12 protein-coding genes and 2 pseudogenes are annotated in these 17,072 nt (G+C 70.9%); 7 read left to right on the forward strand and 7 right to left on the reverse strand.

What is annotated here, in order from left to right; all coding sequences use genetic code 11:
* Window positions 1-131: 131 nt before the first annotated feature.
* From Sri02f_RS30285 to Sri02f_RS30300, 4 genes are read right to left on the reverse strand one after another with little or no spacing between them, the layout of a single operon-like run.
* Complete coding sequence (locus Sri02f_RS30285) at window positions 132-851, reverse strand: ABC transporter permease subunit (protein ID WP_109004526.1); 720 nt, start codon at window positions 849-851, stop codon at window positions 132-134.
* A 10-nt stretch (window positions 852-861) separates the two neighbouring features.
* The gene (locus Sri02f_RS30290) at window positions 862-1,773 is read right to left on the reverse strand and encodes an ABC transporter ATP-binding protein (RefSeq protein ID WP_109004527.1); all 912 of its coding nucleotides are present in this window, start codon (window positions 1,771-1,773) and stop codon (window positions 862-864) included.
* Window positions 1,770-2,678, reverse strand: coding sequence for an ABC transporter permease subunit (locus Sri02f_RS30295; protein WP_109004528.1), 909 nt, complete (start codon window positions 2,676-2,678; stop codon window positions 1,770-1,772). The genes Sri02f_RS30290 and Sri02f_RS30295 overlap by 4 nt, the downstream gene beginning before the upstream one ends.
* A complete protein-coding gene (locus tag Sri02f_RS30300; protein WP_109004529.1) occupies window positions 2,668-3,645 on the reverse strand; it encodes an ABC transporter ATP-binding protein in 978 nt (325 codons plus the stop codon). Before Sri02f_RS30300 ends, Sri02f_RS30295 begins: the two co-directional genes overlap by 11 nt.
* A 270-nt stretch (window positions 3,646-3,915) precedes the next feature.
* Between Sri02f_RS30300 and Sri02f_RS30305 the strand changes: the two are divergent.
* The 7 genes and pseudogenes from Sri02f_RS30305 to Sri02f_RS30335 all read left to right on the forward strand — a co-directional run bounded on the left by Sri02f_RS30305 (window position 3,916) and on the right by Sri02f_RS30335 (window position 10,843).
* Window positions 3,916-4,826 (forward strand): annotated as a pseudogene (locus Sri02f_RS30305) (M24 family metallopeptidase).
* Complete coding sequence (locus tag Sri02f_RS30310) at window positions 4,823-6,631, forward strand: SDR family oxidoreductase (RefSeq protein WP_109004530.1); 1,809 nt, start codon at window positions 4,823-4,825, stop codon at window positions 6,629-6,631. Before Sri02f_RS30305 ends, Sri02f_RS30310 begins: the two are co-directional and overlap by 4 nt.
* 175 nt (window positions 6,632-6,806) lie before the next feature.
* Window positions 6,807-7,758 (forward strand): annotated as a pseudogene (locus Sri02f_RS30315) (MerR family transcriptional regulator).
* Between the two features lie 122 nt (window positions 7,759-7,880).
* Window positions 7,881-8,444 (forward strand): RNA 2'-phosphotransferase, encoded by a 564-nt coding sequence (locus Sri02f_RS30320; protein ID WP_109004531.1) that lies wholly within the window; start codon window positions 7,881-7,883, stop codon window positions 8,442-8,444.
* Window positions 8,445-8,495: 51 nt separating this feature from the next.
* Complete coding sequence (locus tag Sri02f_RS30325) at window positions 8,496-8,939, forward strand: hypothetical protein (RefSeq protein WP_109004532.1); 444 nt, start codon at window positions 8,496-8,498, stop codon at window positions 8,937-8,939.
* 41 nt (window positions 8,940-8,980) lie between these two features.
* Window positions 8,981-9,883, forward strand: a complete 903-nt coding sequence (locus Sri02f_RS30330; RefSeq protein ID WP_109004710.1) for an LLM class flavin-dependent oxidoreductase — start codon at window positions 8,981-8,983, stop codon at window positions 9,881-9,883.
* A gap of 90 nt (window positions 9,884-9,973) precedes the next feature.
* Entirely contained in the window at window positions 9,974-10,843 is an 870-nt protein-coding gene (locus tag Sri02f_RS30335; RefSeq protein WP_109004711.1) for a Cof-type HAD-IIB family hydrolase, read from the forward strand.
* A gap of 75 nt (window positions 10,844-10,918) precedes the next feature.
* Here Sri02f_RS30335 and cydD read toward each other — a convergent pair whose 3' ends face one another.
* The 3 genes from cydD to Sri02f_RS30350 are packed head-to-tail and all read right to left on the reverse strand — an operon-like array spanning window position 10,919 to window position 17,007.
* Window positions 10,919-14,416 carry a thiol reductant ABC exporter subunit CydD gene (gene cydD / locus Sri02f_RS30340; RefSeq protein WP_109004712.1) on the reverse strand — a complete coding sequence of 1,166 codons (3,498 nt, stop codon included), beginning with the start codon at window positions 14,414-14,416 and terminating at the stop codon, window positions 10,919-10,921.
* 57 nt (window positions 14,417-14,473) lie between these two features.
* A complete protein-coding gene (gene cydB, locus Sri02f_RS30345; RefSeq protein ID WP_109004533.1) occupies window positions 14,474-15,478 on the reverse strand; it encodes a cytochrome d ubiquinol oxidase subunit II in 1,005 nt (334 codons plus the stop codon).
* Between the two features lie 20 nt (window positions 15,479-15,498).
* The gene (locus tag Sri02f_RS30350) at window positions 15,499-17,007 is read right to left on the reverse strand and encodes a cytochrome ubiquinol oxidase subunit I (RefSeq protein ID WP_109004534.1); all 1,509 of its coding nucleotides are present in this window, start codon (window positions 17,005-17,007) and stop codon (window positions 15,499-15,501) included.
* Window positions 17,008-17,072 lie beyond the last annotated feature (65 nt).

The following is a 17,072-nucleotide window of genomic DNA, read 5'->3' on the forward strand; positions in this document are numbered from 1 at the left end:
CCCGTCCTCCCCGCCGCCCCGTCCTCCGTCACTGCGCCCTGCGCGCGGTGCGCCGTGCGCAGCGACCAGTCTGCCGAGGCGCGGGTGAAGCCGCCGTCAAGAACGGCCGCCCCGCCCCCCGGCAGCGCCGCTCACTCCTCGCCGGCGAGCGTCAGCGTCCGCAGCTTCTGTCCCGCGTACCAGGTGGCCAGCACGGTCACCACGACCAGCAGTACCGTCGCCGTGGTCAGTCCGACGTCCGAGGTGACGATGTCCCCGCCCGCCACCTTGTGGGCGACCGCCAGCGACCACTGCTGGACGCTGAGCGTGCGCGCGCCCGGCACCAGGGAGCCGAACAGGGCTTCCCACACAAGGGCGTAGACGAGACCGAACACCACCGCGTGGCGCGAGACGGTGCCGAGGAGCAGGAAGACCGCTGCGTAGGCGATGGACGAGACCAGCGCGGCCACGGTGTAGGCGACGGCGATCTGCTGGCCGTTGCCGTTGAGGATGAACCCGGCGATCAGCGTCGGCAGGGCCGAGAAGACCATCGTCACCGCGACCGCCACGATCAGCTTGGTGAAGATGATCGTCGGCCGCTTCAGCGGCTTGGACAGCAGGTACACCACGGAGCCGTCGTCGATCTCCGGGCCGATCGCGCCTGTGCCGGCGATGACGCCGATGATCGGCACCATCGTGGCGAGCGCGAGCCCGCCGAGCAGGTCGGACGCCGTCTGGTCGTCGGCTCCGGCGAGGCCGCGCACGACCACGGAGATCGCGATCAGCAGCAGGGGCAGAGCGCTCAGGATGAGGGCCCGGCGACGGCCGAGCAGGGCCCGGTAGGTGAGCCGGGCGACTGTGGGGTCGTACATCTGGGGCCTCCTACGCCGCGACGAGATACGAGAAGACGGACTCGAGGGACTCGTCGGACGGCGAGACCGTGAGCAGCCGGATGCCGTGGTCGCGGGCGACCCTCGGCAGCAGGGCCGTGAAGCGGCCGAAGTCGACGGCCTGGATGCGCAACGCGCCCTCGGCGAGGTCCACTTCGATGCCGGCCGTGGACGGGTCGGCGATGAGCGCGGCCGCGAGCGCCCGGTCGTCGCTGGAGCGCACCAGGTAGCGGTGCGGACGGTCGGTCATCAGACGGCGGATCTTGCGGAAGTCGCCGCTGGCCGCGTGCCGGCCCGCGACGACGACCTCGATGTGCCAGGCGAGCTGCTCGACCTCTTCGAGGATGTGCGACGAGAACAGCACCGTGCGCCCCTCGTCGCCCATGCGCCGCAGCAGGTCCATGAGCTGCATGCGCTGGCGCGGGTCCATGCCGTTGAAGGGCTCGTCGAGCAGCAGCAGCGACGGGTCGTGGACCAGGGCGCTGGCCATCTTGACGCGCTGCCGCATGCCCTTGGAGTACGTCTGGATCTTGCGGTCCTGCGCGTACTCCATCTCGACGGTGGCCAGCGCCTTCTGGGCGGCCTTCGCGCCCAGGCCGTGCAATTCGGCGTTGGCGACGACGAATTCGCGGCCGGTGAGGAAGTCGTACATCGCCTCGCGCTCGGGGACGATGCCGATGTGCTTGTAGATCGCCTCGTTGCGCCAGACCGGTTGTCCGTCGAGGGTGACCGTGCCGGTGGAGGGGGCCAGGAAGCCGCCCATCATGTTGATGAGGGTGGACTTTCCGGCGCCGTTGGGGCCGAGCAGGCCGGTGACGCCGGGACCGATGGTCATGGTGATGTCGTTGACGGCGACCACGTTGCCGAACCAGCGGGAGACGTGGTCGATGCTGAGCGTGGTCACAGGCCCACCTTCCGGTAGCGGCGGATCAGGAGGCCGTAGCCGGCGGCGATCAGGCCGAGGAGGACGAGGACGTAGACGACGCCCTGTCCGTCGGAGGGACCGGCTCCGCCCGGGAAGGCGGAGGAGGCGCCCAGGAACGCCGACTGCACGCCGTCGATCAGCGTGACGGGGGAGAACAGGCCGATCCAGGGGATCGAGCCGGTGCTGTTCTGCGCCTCGGCGATGGCCTGGAGCGTGGAGACCGCCCCGTAGGAGATCGTCAGCACGGCGATGACGGCGGCGATGCCGAAGCCCCGGCGCGGGGTCACCGAGGCGATGACCAGGCCGATGCCGGCGAAGAGCAGGGAGAGCAGTGCCACGGAGACGAGTCCCTGACCGAATCCCTCGGTCTGGTCGGCGAAGTCGAGTTTGGCCAGCAGGGCGCCCACGTAGAGCACAAGCAGCGGAGCCGCGGTGAGCACGAAGAGCGCGGAGGCCAGCGCGGCGAACTTGGCGCGTACGTAGTCCGCGGTCTCGATGGGGCGCGAGAAGTACAGCGGCACGGTCTTGAAGCGCAGGTCGCGCGAGACGGACTGCGGCGCCTGGGAGGCGACGTACAGGCTGATCACGGCCTGCATGATGATCGCGTAACGCGTGTAGTCGACGGGCAGTTCCTTGGCCTTCGTGGCGACCGCGACGGCGACCATGATGGCCGCGGGCACGCACATCACCACGAAGAGCAGCATCGGCAGCACCTTGGACTTCACCGAACGGCCGAGGCCGTAGGCGCCGCGCAGGGACTGCGAGTAGAGGGAGCGGCGTGCGTAGGCGCGGCCCAGCCGGGGGCCGTCGTAGCTGCGGTAGCCGATGTTGTGGATGCGGGTCTGGTCTCCCGTGGCGGCGGTGACCGGGTGCTCAACTGCCATGGCCGACGGCCTCCTTCCGCTGCTGGTCGTTTTCGGCGTCGCTGTCGGTGAAGACCTCGGAGATGTGGTGTCTGCGCTGTTCCATGCGGACCAGGCCGAGGCCCAGTTCGGCGACCGCGTCGCGGACGACGTCGTAGGTCTCCTCGCCCTGCGCGGTCAGCAGCAGGACGTGACCGGCGCCGGGCAGGGCGCTGTTCGCGTCGAGGACCTCGACGCCGCGCGCGCGGAGCGCCTCGCGCACCGCGAGGGTGCCGTCGGGACGCGCGTCGGTGTCGGTGACCTCGATCGCGAGGGTGGTGGTGGTCTGCGTGAAGTCGGTGGTGGAGCTGGAGCGCAGGAGCTTGCCGCCGTCGACGACCACGACGTGGTCGCAGGTGCGCTCCAGTTCGCCCAGCAGGTGGGAGGTGACCAGGACCGAGATGCCGAAGTCGGTGTGGATGCGACGGATCAGGCCGAGCATCTCGTCGCGGCCGACCGGGTCGAGGCCGTTGGTCGGCTCGTCCAGGAAGACCAGCTGGGGATCGTGGACGAGGGCCTGGGCGAGCTTCACGCGCTGCTTCATGCCGGTCGAGTAGCCGCCGATGGGGCGGTAGCGCTCCTCGTACAGGCCGACGTGACGCAGGGTGTCAGCGGTGCGCTCGCGCGCGGCGGTGGGCGGCAGGCCGGACATCCGGGCCATGTGCACGACGAACTCGGTGGCCGAGACGTCGGGCGGCAGGCAGTCGTGCTCCGGCATGTAGCCGACGCGCTCGCGAATGGCGGCGCCCTTGCTCGCGACGTCGAGGCCGAGCACCTCGGCTCGTCCCTCGGAGGCGGGCGACAGGCCCAGCAGGATCTTGATCAAGGTGGACTTGCCGGCCCCGTTGGCTCCGACGAGCCCGGTCACACCGGGTCCGACGTCCACGGAGAGCCGGTCAAGAGCGGTTACCCGGGGGAACCGCTTGCTCAGGCTTTCGGTCGCGATCACAGTCACGTCCTCAAAAGTAGTGACGCACACCACGAAAATCATCAGACCTCAGAGCCGTCTTCGCCTCAGACCTCAGATGTACGGGCACGTAGGGGATGCCATGCCTGAGAGCTACGGGGTCCGAGAGGGCTGCGGAGGGGTTCTCCACAGGCCCGGACCCGCCTATTGACGCAGCCTCTAACAACTGTCACATTCGGTGATGTCAGGTTACGGGCGCGTAGCGCGGCCGGCGGAACCGCAAGGCGTTCGGGACCGGCGGGACGGGGTGGCATGACGACGACAACGACGGCATCGGCAGCCGCGGCGCCGGAGGCCACGACGGCCGAACTCTCCGGCGAACTGCGGGGATTCCGGCAGGCGCAGCAGCTGGCGTACGCGGGCGCGCAGGCCGTCGCCGCCGAACTGCGGCCGGGCGTGACGGAACGCGAGGCGGCGCGGAGCGGATGCGGAAGTGGTGCGGCGAGCGGGGCGTGCGCGACTGGTTCCACCTGCCGTTCGCCTGGTTCGGGGACCGCACGGCGTTCACCGGCTTCCGGATCCCCCTGCAGTTCTTCCCGACGGACCGCCGGCTGGAGCCGGGGATGCCGTTCATCCTCCTGGCACCGGTGTACGAGGGGTACACGGCGGACGTCGGGTACTCGGGAGCACTCGGCGGGCACCCGGTGCAGGAGAGGCTGCTGGCCGACCTGGAAGCGCACCGCGAGCTGATCCTGCGCGAGGTGCGCGAACGGCGGTCACTGCGCGAGATCTACGCCGACGTCGACAGCCTCATGGCCCGCCAGGGCTACGCGAACCGGCATCGCGCCTACCCGTTCGGCGTGATCGCGCACAAGGTGGACCGCGTGCGGGAGCGCCGGTTCTCGCCCCGGGTGTTCGGGTTCGGCACGCAGTCGCTCAAGGGGCTGGTCGCCGACGCGCTGCACGGACATCGCGAGGGCTGGTCGCCTCTCTGGTCGCCGTACCGCTTCTCCGACCATCCGCCGCGGCCGGGGCTGTGGGCGGTCGAACCGCATCTCGGGTTCCGGGGCACGGGCGCGAAGTTCGAGGAGATCCTCGTGGTCACCGACTCGGACGACCCGCGGGAGAGCGCCTTCTGGCTGGACGACGACCTGCCGCACGTGCGGCGTTGGGCGGAAAGGAAGGCGCAGGGAATGCCGAAGCACGAGGTGGAGGACGAGTGACATTGCCGCAGGGCGCGCGTGAGCGCCGGGTGCGAACCGGTGGGATCGAGCTGTGCGTGGCCGAGCTGGGCGATCCGGGCCGGCCGACGGTCGTCCTCGTGCACGGCTATCCGGACAGCAAGGAGGTGTGGTCCGAGGTCGCGACGCGGCTGGCCGACCGCCATGGGCTGCACGTGGTGCTGTACGACGTCCGCGGCCACGGCCGTTCCGGCGCGCCGAAGCCGCTGCGGGGCGGGTTCACCCTGGAGAAGCTGACGGACGACTTCCTGACGGTGGCGGACGCGGTCAGCCCGGACCGGCCGGTGCACCTGGTGGGGCACGACTGGGGCTCGGTGCAGGCGTGGGAGTTCGTCACGGTGCGGCGCACCGAGGGCCGGATCGCGTCCTTCACGTCCATGTCCGGCCCGTCCCTCGACCACTTCGGCCACTGGATCGACAAGCGGGTCAAGCGGCCGACTCCGCGCCGGGTCGGCCAGCTCCTCGGCCAGGGCGCGAAGTCCTGGTACGTGTACCTGCTGCACACTCCCGCCCTGCCGGAACTCGCCTGGCGCGGACCGCTCGGCAAGCGCTGGCCCGGCATCCTGCGGCGGATGGAGAAGGTCCCCACGGGCGCGTACCCGACGCCGTCACTGCCGTCCGACGCCGCCCACGGGGCGTGGCTGTACCGGGACAACGTGCGGAGCCGGCTGCGCCGCCCGCGGTCGGACGCGCACGCGCACGCGCCCGTGCAGCTCATCACGCCCCTGGAGGACAGGTTCCTCTCGGAGCGGCTGTACGACGAGCTGGAGGAGTGGGTCCCGAATCTGACCCGGCGCACCATCGCGGCCGGGCACTGGATCCCGCGCACCCGCCCCGACCAGGTCGCCTCCTGGATCGACGACTTCGTCACCTCGGTGGAGCAGGAGCGGGCCGGCGAGGCGGCCGGACAGGGCCGGGAGCAGGGCGGCGGGCCGGTGCGCACGGCTGCCGCGGGCCGGTACGCCGAGCGCTTCGGCGGCCGGCTGGTGCTGGTCACCGGCGCGGGCAGCGGCATCGGGCGGGCCACGGCGTTCGCGTTCGCCGAGGCCGGCGCGCGCGTGATCGCCGTCGACCGGGACGCGGAGGCCGCCGCACGGACGGCTGAGCTGTCCCGGCTGATCGGCGCGCCCGGAGCCTGGGCGGAGACGGTGGACGTCTCCGACGAGCAGGCGATGGAGAAGCTCGCGGCCAAGGTCCACACCGAACACGGCGTGCTGGACGTACTGGTGAACAACGCGGGCATCGGTTTGTCGGGCTCCTTCTTCGACACGACGTCCGACGACTGGCGCAAGGTCCTGGACGTCAACCTGTGGGGCGTCATCCACGGGTGCCGACTGTTCGGCCGCCACATGGCCGAGCGCGGGCAGGGCGGCCACATCGTCAACACGGCGTCGGCGGCCGCCTATCAGCCCTCCAAGGCGCTGCCCGCCTACAGCACCTCCAAGGCGGCGGTCCTGATGCTGAGCGAGTGCCTGCGCGCGGAACTGGCCGGCCAGGGCATCGGCGTCTCGGCGATATGCCCCGGACTGGTGAACACGAACATCACCGACACGGCGACGTTCGTGGGGGTGGACGCCGAGGAGGAACGACGCCGTCAGAAGCGCTCCACGCGCGCGTACGGGCTGCGCAACTACCCGCCGGAGAAGGTCGCGGACGCGATCCTGCGGGCCGTCCTGCTCGACGAGGCGGTGGTTCCGGTCACTCCGGAGGCGAGGGTCTCCTACGCCCTGTCGCGGTTCCTGCCAAGGGCGTTGAGGGCGCTGGCGCGGGTGGGACCGCCGCTGTGAGCCGCCACACCGACCGCCCGCGCCCGACCGGCTCGGGCACGGGCACAGGCACGAGCACGAGCATGGATGCAGGCACGAGCATGGATGCAGGCACGAGCATGGATGCAGGCAGGGACGCTGGCGCGAGTGCGAGTGCGGGCACGGAAGGGACGACGAGGGCTTCGGTGACGGCGAGTTGAGCTCCACCGCGTCGCCCCGGCCGCGGTACCGCATCGAGACCCTCGCCCATCTGTCCGGCGCGACCGTCCGCACCATCCGCGCCTACCAGGACCGCGGTCTCCTGCCCCGCCCGGAGCGCAAGGGGCGGGCCAACCACTACTCGGGCGCCCACCTCGCCCGTCTCCACCAGATCGCCGACCTCCTCGACCGCGGCTACACCCTCGCCTCCATCAAGGAGCTCCTCGACGCCCATGACACCGGCCGCGGCCTGGGCGGCGTCCTCGGCCTGGTCGCGGAGGTGGACGGCCCGTGGACGGACGAGGAACCGGCGCGGATCTCGCGGGCCGAGCTGACCGCCCGCTTCGGCGGCGTCCCCGACGACGCGGCGATCGCGGACGCGGTGGCCCTCGGTGTGCTGGATCCGGCGCCCGGCGACGAGGAGGCCTTCCTCGTGCTGAGCCCCCCAAGAGCTGTCGGTGGCAGTGGAGTTGCACGCGGCCGGGGTACCCCTGGGCGCGATCACCGCGCACCTGAGGGAGTTGAGGTCGCAGGTCGAGCACATCGCCTCACGTTTCCTGGAGTTCACCGCCGAGCACGTCTTCGACCGCTACCTCGACGGCTCGCGCCCTCCGACCGACGCCGACGCGGCCCAAGCGGCCTCGCTCGTACGACGGCTCCGTCCGCTCGCCCGGCATACCGTGGACGCCGAACTTGCGCGTGCCATGCGTCTGTTCGCCACCCACCACCTGCGGAGACAGCTCGGCTCCGGAGGTTCCGCGCCCGGCGCCCCCAAGACACGTAGCGTGGCGATTCCCGACGGGACAATGCGGGCCGTGGAAAGGCTGGTCGGCGTGGAGCACGCCGTCACCTTCCTCACGCTGGCGGCCGAACGCGAGCTGCGCGCAAGGATGCTGGATGATCTGTCCTCAAACCACCCGGTCGTGACCGACTTTGACGAACGCCACTGATACACACGTCGGTTGTCCACAGAATCGCCAATTCGCCTGTGGATAACCACAGTTGCTTGTGGATCAAACCTCGAGCGCAAAACAAAATGCGTGATCCGCGTCTCCCGCGCCATGCTGAGGGGATGAACGAGAAGGACGATGCCGAGAGACGCACCGTGAAGGTGTCGAAGTACCTCTCGAAGCACCTGCGACACCAGCCCGAACGTATCGGCCTCACCCTCGACGGGGCCGGCTGGGTCGAGATCGACGAACTGATCGCGGCATGCGCCGCACACGGCTTCCGCTTCACCCGCGACGAACTGGACCACGTCGTCGCCGCCAACGACAAGAAACGCTTCGCCGTCGAGGGCACACGGATCCGCGCCAGCCAGGGCCACAGCATCGAGGTCGACCTCGGACTGCCCCCGGCGCCCCCTCCGCCGTATCTCTACCACGGAACGGTGGGCCGCTACCTGGAAGCGATCCGGGCCGAGGGGCTGCGCCCGATGAACCGGCACGACGTGCACCTTTCCGCCGACCGGGAGACCGCGACCCGCGTCGGCGCACGCCGAGGCCGTCCCGTGGTGCTCTCCGTGGACGCCGGGGCCATGCACCGCGACGGCCATGTCTTCCACATCAGCGCCAACGGGGTGTGGCTGACGAAGGCCGTGCCGCCGCAGTACCTGCGGTTCCCCGAGCGGCACTGAGGCACCGGCCCCGATCGACGGATCGGTCCCCCGTTCGAGATGATCACAGCCATGACCCACCTGCCCTCCACCGAGGCGGCCGTCACCGCCCTTCGCGCCATCGCCGCCGAATACGCGCGCGAGATCGAGGTGACCCACGACATCGGGGCCGACCAGACCTCCCGGCGCACCGCCGCCGGCGTGGGCGTCGCCGCCGACCCGGACGGGTCACTGCCGCACGAGGCCCATGTCGAGCTCGGTGGGTGCCCCGGCGTGAGGGTGCGGCTGTACCCCGACGGCGACGCCCTGATCACCGTCGACGGCGTCGAATGTCCGGACGTCGACCGCGACGACGTGCCTGCTTTCCTGCGCTCCCTCTACGACGGCCACGCCTGGGTGAAGGCGCGCCGCTTTCCGCCCGGCCACTTCCTGATGGTGCCGCTGCCGCGTGACCGCGTGCACAAGGAGTACATCCTGGTCGGGCTCAGCCCGTGGCTGAGCCGCCGCACCCGGTGACCGTTTCACGTGAAACCGGCCGTCCGCATACGCTCGACGACATGAGTCTGCGCCTGAGCACCGTGATCCTCCCTTACCTCCGCTGGCACGAGGGGGGCCGTTCGGCATGGACGCGGGCCGAGCAGCTCGGCTTCCACACCGCCTACACCTACGACCACCTGTCCTGGCGCAGCTTCCGGGACGGCCCCTGGTTCGGTGCGATCCCCACGCTGACCGCCGCCGCGGGCGCCACGGAGCGACTGCGCCTGGGCACGCTGGTGACCTCGCCGAACTTCCGGCACCCGGTGACCCTCGCCAAGGAACTGATCTCCCTCGACGACATCTCGGGCGGCCGGGTCACCCTGGGCATCGGCGCCGGCGGCACCGGCTTCGACGCCACCGCACTCGGCCAGGAACCGTGGACCCCGCGCGAGCGGGCGGACCGGCTCGGCGAGTTCGTGCCGCTGCTCGACCGGCTGCTCACCGAAGACTCGGTGTCCTACGAGGGCGACCACTACTCGGCACACGAGGCACGCAACATTCCCGGCTGCCTCCAGCGTCCCCGGCTGCCCTTCGCCATCGCCGCGACCGGACCGCGCGGGCTGCGGCTCGCGGCCCAGTACGGACAGGCGTGGGTGACCACCGGCGACCCCAAGCTGTACGAGAGCGGCACGCCCGAGCAGTCGGTGCGGGCCCTCCGGGAGCAGGCCGAGAAGCTGGCCGACGCCTGCGCGGCACGCGGCCGGGAGGTGGCGGAGCTGGACAAGATCCTGCTCACCGGTTTCACCCCGGACCGCGGCCGGCCGCTGGAGTCCCTGGACGCCTTCGTCGACTTCGCGGGACGGCACCAGGAGATCGGCTTCACGGAGATCGTGGTCCACTGGCCCATCCCGGATTCCGACTTCGCCGCCGACGAGAAGGTCTTCGAGCGGATCGCCATGGAGGCCTCGGCGCAGCTGCGCTGACCCCGGCGTCCGGACCGGCCGCGCCCCGCCCCGGCCACCCGTGGACGGGCTCTCGCACGGCCGTACGGGCAGATGGGCGAGAATGACCCGGTGACCTCAGCGACTCGACAGCCCGTGACCCCGGCCGCAGCCCTCCCGCCGCGGCTGATCGCCACCGATCTCGACGGCACTCTGCTGCGCGACGACAAGTCGGTGTCCGACCGCACGGTCGCCGCGCTCGCCGCCGCCGAGGAGGCGGGCATCGAGGTCTTCTTCGTCACCGGCCGCCCGGCCCGCTGGATGGACGTCGTCAGCGACCACGTCCACGGGCACGGTCTCGCGATCTGCGGCAACGGCGCCGCCGTGGTCGACCTGCACGGCGGTCCGGGCGCCCACCGGTTCGTCAAGGTGCGCGAGCTGGCGCGGGAGAACGCGCTGGACGCCGTACGGATGCTGCGGGAGGCCGCGCCGGGGACCATGTACGCCATCGAGCAGACCTACGGCTTCTACCAGGAGCCGGAGTACCCGAAGATGCACATGGAGATCCCCGACCACCTCGCGCCGGCCGAGCGACTGCTGGCACCGGACGCCCCCGGAGCCGACGAGCCGGTGCTGAAGATCCTCGCGTTCCACCCCACGCTCGACCCCGACGCCTTCCTCACCCTGGCCCGGCTGGCCATCGGCGACCGCGCCAACGTCACCCGCTCCAGCCCCAGCGCCCTGCTGGAGATCAGCGGACCCGACGTCTCCAAGGCCAGCACGCTCGCCCTGTGCTGTGCGGAGCGCGGCATCTCCCACGAGGAGGTCGTCGCGTTCGGGGACATGCCGAACGACGTCGAGATGCTCACCTGGGCCGGCCGGTCGTACGCGATGGGCAACGCCCACCCGGAGGTGCTCGCCGCCGCCTCCGGCCGGACGGCCGCCAACAACGAGGACGGGGTCGCCGTCGTCATCGAGCGGCTGCTCACCGAGCGGGCGTAGCGCTCACGGCCCGACGGACGCGCCGCGAGGCACCGTGCTCGGGCTCCGCTCGGCTGATCAGCTCCGCTCGGCTGATCAGCTCCGCGCGTCGCTGATCAGCTCCGCGGCCTCCTCCCGCTCGGCCATCCTCCGCAGCGGGCCTTCCACGAGGGCCAGCTCCGCGTACGGCCCTCGCTGCACCACTCGGCCCTCGTCCAGGACGACCACCTCGTCGACCGCGTCGAGTCCGGCCAGCCGGTGGGTGATGAGCAGTGTCGTCCGGCCCTCGGTCGCGGCCATCAGGTCCCGGGTCAGCGCGTCGGCGGTCGGCAGGTCCAGATGTTCGGCCGGCTCGTCGAGCACCAGGACGGGGAAGTCGGCGAGCAACGCCCGGGCGAGGGCGAGCCGCTGGCGCTGCCCGCCGGAGAGCCTGGCACCATGCTCGCCGACAAGCGTGTCGAGGCCGTCGGGCAGACCGTCGGCCCACTCCAGCAGCCGGGCTCGCCCCAGCGCGTCCCGCAGATCCTCCTCGCTCGCCGACTTCCTCGCGAGCAGCAGGTTCTCGCGCACCGAGCTGTCGAAGAGGTGCGCGTCCTGTGCGCACAGTCCCACCAGCGCGCGGACTTCGTCGCCGTCCAGGGAGCGGGCGTCCACCCCGGCCAGCGTGTACGAGCCCGCGTCCGCGTCCAGGAACCGCAGCAGCACCTGCGCGAGCGTGGTCTTGCCGGACCCGGAGGGCCCCACGACAGCGATCCGGCGGCCTCGGGTCAAGGTCAGGCCTGCTCCGGTGAGCGCGTTACGGTTCTGCCCGGTGTACCGGGCGGAGAGGCCCTCGACGACGAGAGGGAAGGGCGACGCGGGCGCCTGACGGGGCCGCTCCGGCTCTCGTACCGGCTCGGGGGAGTCCAGGACCTCGAGGACCCGCTCCGCGCTCCTGCGCACCCGCTGGCGGTACTGCACGGCCAGGGGCAGCCCGAGGACGGCCTCGAAGGCGGCCAGCGGGGTCAGGACGACCACCGCCATGGTCACGCCTCCCAGCCGCCCGCCGGCCACCGCCTGTGCGCCGACGAGGGCCGCCGCCGCGACGGTCAGGCCGCAGACGAGGGCGGTCAGCCCGTCACCGAGCGCGGTGGCGGTCGCCGCACGCGAGGCGATCCGGGTGAGCACGCCGTCGGCCGCGCGCACCTCGGCCGTGCGGGCGGGGAGCGCGCCCGCGACGGTCAGTTCGGCGGTGCCGGTGAGCAGGTCCGCCGTGCGGGTGGCGAGCACTCCCCGGGCGGGGGCGAGCCGGTGCTCCGCCCGGCGCGCCACGGCTCCGGTGACCAGCGGGACGCCCACTCCGGCCGTCAGCAGCCCTGCGGCCAGCACGGCCCCGGCCTCGGGCAGCAGCCATGCCGTGAAGGCGACCGACCCGGCCGAGACGACGACGGCCGCCCCGGCGGGCAGCAGCCAGCGCAGCCAGTAGTCCTGCAGGGCGTCCACGTCGGCGACCAGCCGGGTCAGCAGATCGCCCCGGCGGGTCGTGCGCAGCCCGGCGGGCGCCAGCCGCTCCAGCCGGCGGTAGACGGCGACCCTGGTGTCGGCCAGCATCCGCAGCACGGCGTCGTGGGAGACGAGCCGCTCCGCGTAGCGGAACACCGCCCGCCCGATGCCGAAGGCGCGGGTCGCCGTCACGGCCACCATCAGGTACAGGACCGGCGGCTGCTGCGCGGCCCGCGAGATGAGCCACCCGGAGGTGGCCATGAGGCCCACGGCGCTGCCGAGTGCCAGGCTGCCCAGCAGCAGCGCAAGCCCGAACCGGCCACGTCGGGGGCCGGCCATGGCGCGGACCCGGGCCAGGACGCCGCCGCGCGCTGCGGAGTCCGTCTCGGCGTCCGGTCCGACGCGCACCGACCCCGCCGCCGTCGTCTCTTCCGGCAGGACGGGGGCGTTCTGGAGGGCGGCCGTCGCGGGTCCGTGCGTCTCGGTCCCGGCGAGGCGCACCACACGGTCCGCCACCGCCAGGAGGGCCGGCCGGTGCACGACGAGCAGAACCGTCCGTCCGGCCGCGAGCCGCCGTACGGCTGCCACGACCTCCGCTTCGGTCTCCCCGTCGAGTGCGGCCGTCGGCTCGTCCAGCAGCAGGACGGGACGGTCCGCGAGGAACGCGCGGGCAAGCGCCAGCCGCTGCCGCTGTCCGGCGGACAGCCCGGTCCCGTCCTCACCGAGCACGGTGTCGGCTCCGGCGGGCAGCGCGTCGACGAACTCCAGCGCGCCCGCGTCCGCCAGCGCCCTGCGCAGGGCGGATTCGTCGGCCCTGGGACGCGCCAGCCGTACGTTCTCGGCTATCGTCCCCGCGAAGAGGTGGGGGCGCTGCGGCACCCACGCGATCCGCGACCGCCACTGCTCCAGGTCGGCCGCCGCGAGGTCGACTCCCCCGGCCAGCACCCGGCCCTCGGCCGGCCGCACAAAGCCCAGCAGGGCGTGCAGCAGCGTGGACTTGCCCGCGCCGCTCGGGCCCACCAGCGCCACCGTCTCACCGGGCTCGACGGTGAAGCTCACATCCGAGACGGCGTCACCGGAGCGTCCCGGGTAGCGGACGGTCACCCCCTCGAAAGCCACCCCGCCCTCGGTCACCGCGATCGTTCCCGGCGTCGGAACCGGGGTCTCCAGCACCTCGAAGATCTCCTCGGCAGCCGCCAGCCCCTCGGCGGCCGCGTGGTACTGCGCGCCGACCTGGCGAAGCGGGAGATACGCCTCCGGGGCCAGCACGAGGATCACCAGGCCGATGTACAGATCCATCTCGCCATGGACGAGTCGCATGCCGATCGTCACCGCGACGAGGGCCACCGAGAGCGTCGACAGCAGCTCCAGCGCGAACGACGAGATGAACGCGATGCGCAACGTCCGCATGGTCGCCTGGCGGTACTCCCCGGTGATGCGCCTGATCGACTCTGCCTGCGCCTTGGCCCGCCCGAACACCTTCAGCGTGGGCAGCCCCGCGACGACGTCCAGGAAGTGCCCGGACAGCCGGGAGAGCAGCCTCCACTGGCGGTCCATCCGTGACTGGGTGGCCCAGCCGATCAGCATCATGAAGACCGGGATCAGCGGCAGGGTGCCGACGATGATCGCGGCGGACACCCAGTCCTCGGTCACGATCCGCGCGAGCACCGCCACCGGCACGACCACCGCCAGTCCCAGCTGGGGCAGATAGCGGGAGAAGTAGTCGTCGAGAGCGTCCACGCCCCGGGTGGCGAGGGCCACCAACGAACCGGTGCGCTGTCCGCCGAGCCAGCCAGGACCCAAGGCGGCGGCCCGCTCCAGCAGCCGCCCCCGCAGCTCCGACTTCACGGCTGCGCCCGCGCGGTGTGCGGCCAGTTCGGTGAACCAGGCGACCAGCGCCCGACCGCCCGCGACGGCCGCCAGGAGCAGCAGCGGAGTGCGCAGTTCGGCGACCGACATGCCGTGCTGGAACGCGCCGACCACCACCTCGGCGATGAGCATCGCCTGCGCGATGACCAGAGCCGCCCCGACAGCACCCAGACCGACGACCGCCACCAGGAAGACGCGTGTGGCACCGGCGTACCGCAGCAGACGCGGGTCGATCGGTTTCACGTGAAACACCCTCTTCTCATGGGGTGTGTTTCACGTGAAACACACCCCAACAGGGACTCAGTGAGCAGGCTCGGCGATGTGCTGCGTGCCGATCCGCTTGCGGAACACCCAGTACGTCCACCCCTGGTAGAGCATCACCAACGGCGTGGCGACCCCCGCGCACCAGGTCATGATCTTCAAGGTGTACGGGCTCGACGAGGCGTTGGTCACCGTCAGGCTCCAGTCCGCGTTGAGCGTGGACGGCATGACGTTCGGGAAGAGCGTCAGGAAGAGCATCGCCACGGCGGCCACGATGGTGACTCCGGAGAAGGCGAAGGACCAGCCCTCACGCCCCGCCTGTATCGCCACGAGCGCCGCGACCAGGGCAGCCACCGCCACGACCAGGGCGACCATGCTCTTGGCGTCACCACTGTCGATCTGCGTCCACAGCAGGAAGACCAGGGCGACCAGGGCGGTCACCACGCCCACCTTCAGCGCCAGCTTCCGCGCCCGCTCGCGGATGTCGCCGACGGTCTTGAGCGCCGTGAACACCGCGCCGTGGAAGGTGAACAGGGTCAGCGTCACCAGGCCGCCGAGCAGCGCGTACGGGTTGAGCAGGTCCCAGACGTCGCCCACGTACTCGAAGTTCCGGTCGATCTTCACGCCCCCCACGATGTTGCCGAAGGCGACGCCCCACAGGAACGCGGGCAGCAGCGAGGTCCAGAAGATCGCGGTCTCCCAGTTGCGCTGCCAGTTCTCCTCGGGCCGCTTCGCCCGGTACTCGAAGGCGACGCCGCGCACGATCAAACAGACCAGGATGAACAGCAGGGGCAGGTAGAAACCGGAGAAGAGGGTCGCGTACCACTCGGGGAAGGCGGCGAAGGTCGCACCGCCCGCGGTGAGCAGCCAGACCTCGTTGCCGTCCCACACCGGCCCGATGGTGTTGATGAGCACCCGCCGCTCGGGCCGGTCGCGGGCGAGCAGCTTGGTGAGGATGCCGACCCCGAAGTCGAAGCCCTCCAGGAAGAAGTAGCCGGTCCACAGGACGGCGATGAGGACGAACCAGACGTCGTGAAGTTCCATGACTGTGCAGCTCCCTCGGCCTAGTAGGAGAAGGCCATCGGCTTGTCGGCGTCACGGGAGTCGCCGCCGATCTTCGTGGGCGGAGTGAGGTCGGCTTCGGTGAGCTCGGGCGGGCCGGCCTTCACGTACTTGACCAGCAGCTTGACCTCCACGACGGCGAGAACCGCGTACAGCGCCGTGAAGACGATCATCGAGGTGAGCACCTCGCCCTGGGAGACCCCGGGGGAGACCGCGCGACGGGTCTGCAGGACGCCGTAGACGACCCAGGGCTGGCGGCCCATCTCGGTGAAGATCCAGCCCCAGGAGTTGGCGATCAGCGGGAAGCCCAGGGTCCAGATCGCCGCGAGCCAGTAGAGCCTGGTGAGCTTCGGTCCCAGCGCCTTGTTCCGGAAGAGCACCACGTGCGGCACCTCGTCCTCGCCGACCCTCAGGTGCTTCGGCAGCAGGAACTTCTTCCGGGTGAGCCAGAGTCCGGCCAGGCCGATCGCGAACGACGTCATGCCGAAGCCGATCATCCAGCGGAAGCCCCAGTAGGCGACCGGGATGTTGGGCCGGTAGTCGCCGGGCCCGAACTTCTCCTGTTCGGCCTTGTTCACGTCGTTGATGCCGGGGACGTACGAGCTGAAGTCGTCGTTCGCGAGGAAGGACAGCAGTCCCGGGACCTCGATGGCGACCTTGTTGTGCCCCTCCTCGACGTCGCCGTAGGCGAAGACCGAGAAGGGCGCGGGCGCCTCGCCGTCCCACAGCGCCTCGGCCGCGGCCATCTTCATCGGCTGCTGCTTGAACATGACCTTGCCGAGCACGTCACCGCTGACGGCGGTGAGCAGACCGGCGATGACCACGGTGACCAGGCCCAGCCGCAGCGAGGTCTTCATCACGGGGATGTGCTTCTTGCGGTACAGGTGGAAGGCGGCGATGCCGACCATGAAGGCGCCGCCGGTGAGGAAGGCCGCCGACATGGTGTGGAAGACCTGGCTGAGCGCGGTGTTCTGGGTCAGCACGGCCCAGAAGTCGGTGAGCTCGGCCCGGCCCTTCTCCTTGTTGATCCGGTAGCCCACCGGGTGCTGCATCCACGAGTTGGCCGCGAGGATGAAGTAGGCCGACAGGATCGTGCCGATCGAGACCATCCATATGCAGGCCAGGTGGATCTTCTTCGGCAACTTGTCCCAGCCGAAGATCCACAGACCGATGAAGGTGGACTCGAAGAAGAAGGCGATCAGGGCCTCGAAGGCCAGCGGCGCGCCGAACACGTCGCCGACGAAGCGCGAGTAGTCGGACCAGTTCATGCCGAACTGGAACTCCTGCACGATGCCGGTGACCACGCCCATCGCGATGTTGATCAGGAAGAGCTTGCCCCAGAACTTCGTCGCCCTCAGGTACTTCTCGTTCTCCGTCCGCACCCAGGCGGTCTGCAACCCGGCGGTGAGGGCCGCGAGGGAGATCGTCAGGGGAACGAAGAGGAAGTGGTAGACGGTGGTGATGCCGAACTGCCAGCGCGCCAGTGTCTCCGGCGCCAGAGCCAGGTCCACGTCGTCACTCCTAACCTCACACTCGTGGATCACGCTTGTGAAAGCGTTCACATTCACAAGCTAGT

The organism is Streptomyces rishiriensis (assembly GCF_003112535.1).
Classification (GTDB): Bacteria; Actinomycetota; Actinomycetes; order Streptomycetales; family Streptomycetaceae; genus Streptomyces; species Streptomyces rishiriensis.

Bases quoted from the DNA above. Each gene is read 5' to 3' on its own strand.
- Sri02f_RS30285 (WP_109004526.1), bottom strand. From the start codon at position 851: ATGTACGACCCCACAGTCGCCCGGCTCACCTACCGGGCCCTGCTCGGC.
- Sri02f_RS30295 (WP_109004528.1), bottom strand. From the start codon at position 2,678: ATGGCAGTTGAGCACCCGGTCACCGCCGCCACGGGAGACCAGACCCGC.
- Sri02f_RS30320 (WP_109004531.1), top strand. From the start codon at position 7,881: ATGAACGAGAAGGACGATGCCGAGAGACGCACCGTGAAGGTGTCGAAG.
- Sri02f_RS30325 (WP_109004532.1), top strand. From the start codon at position 8,496: ATGACCCACCTGCCCTCCACCGAGGCGGCCGTCACCGCCCTTCGCGCC.
- Sri02f_RS30330 (WP_109004710.1), top strand. From the start codon at position 8,981: ATGAGTCTGCGCCTGAGCACCGTGATCCTCCCTTACCTCCGCTGGCAC.
- cydB (WP_109004533.1), bottom strand. From the start codon at position 15,478: ATGGAACTTCACGACGTCTGGTTCGTCCTCATCGCCGTCCTGTGGACC.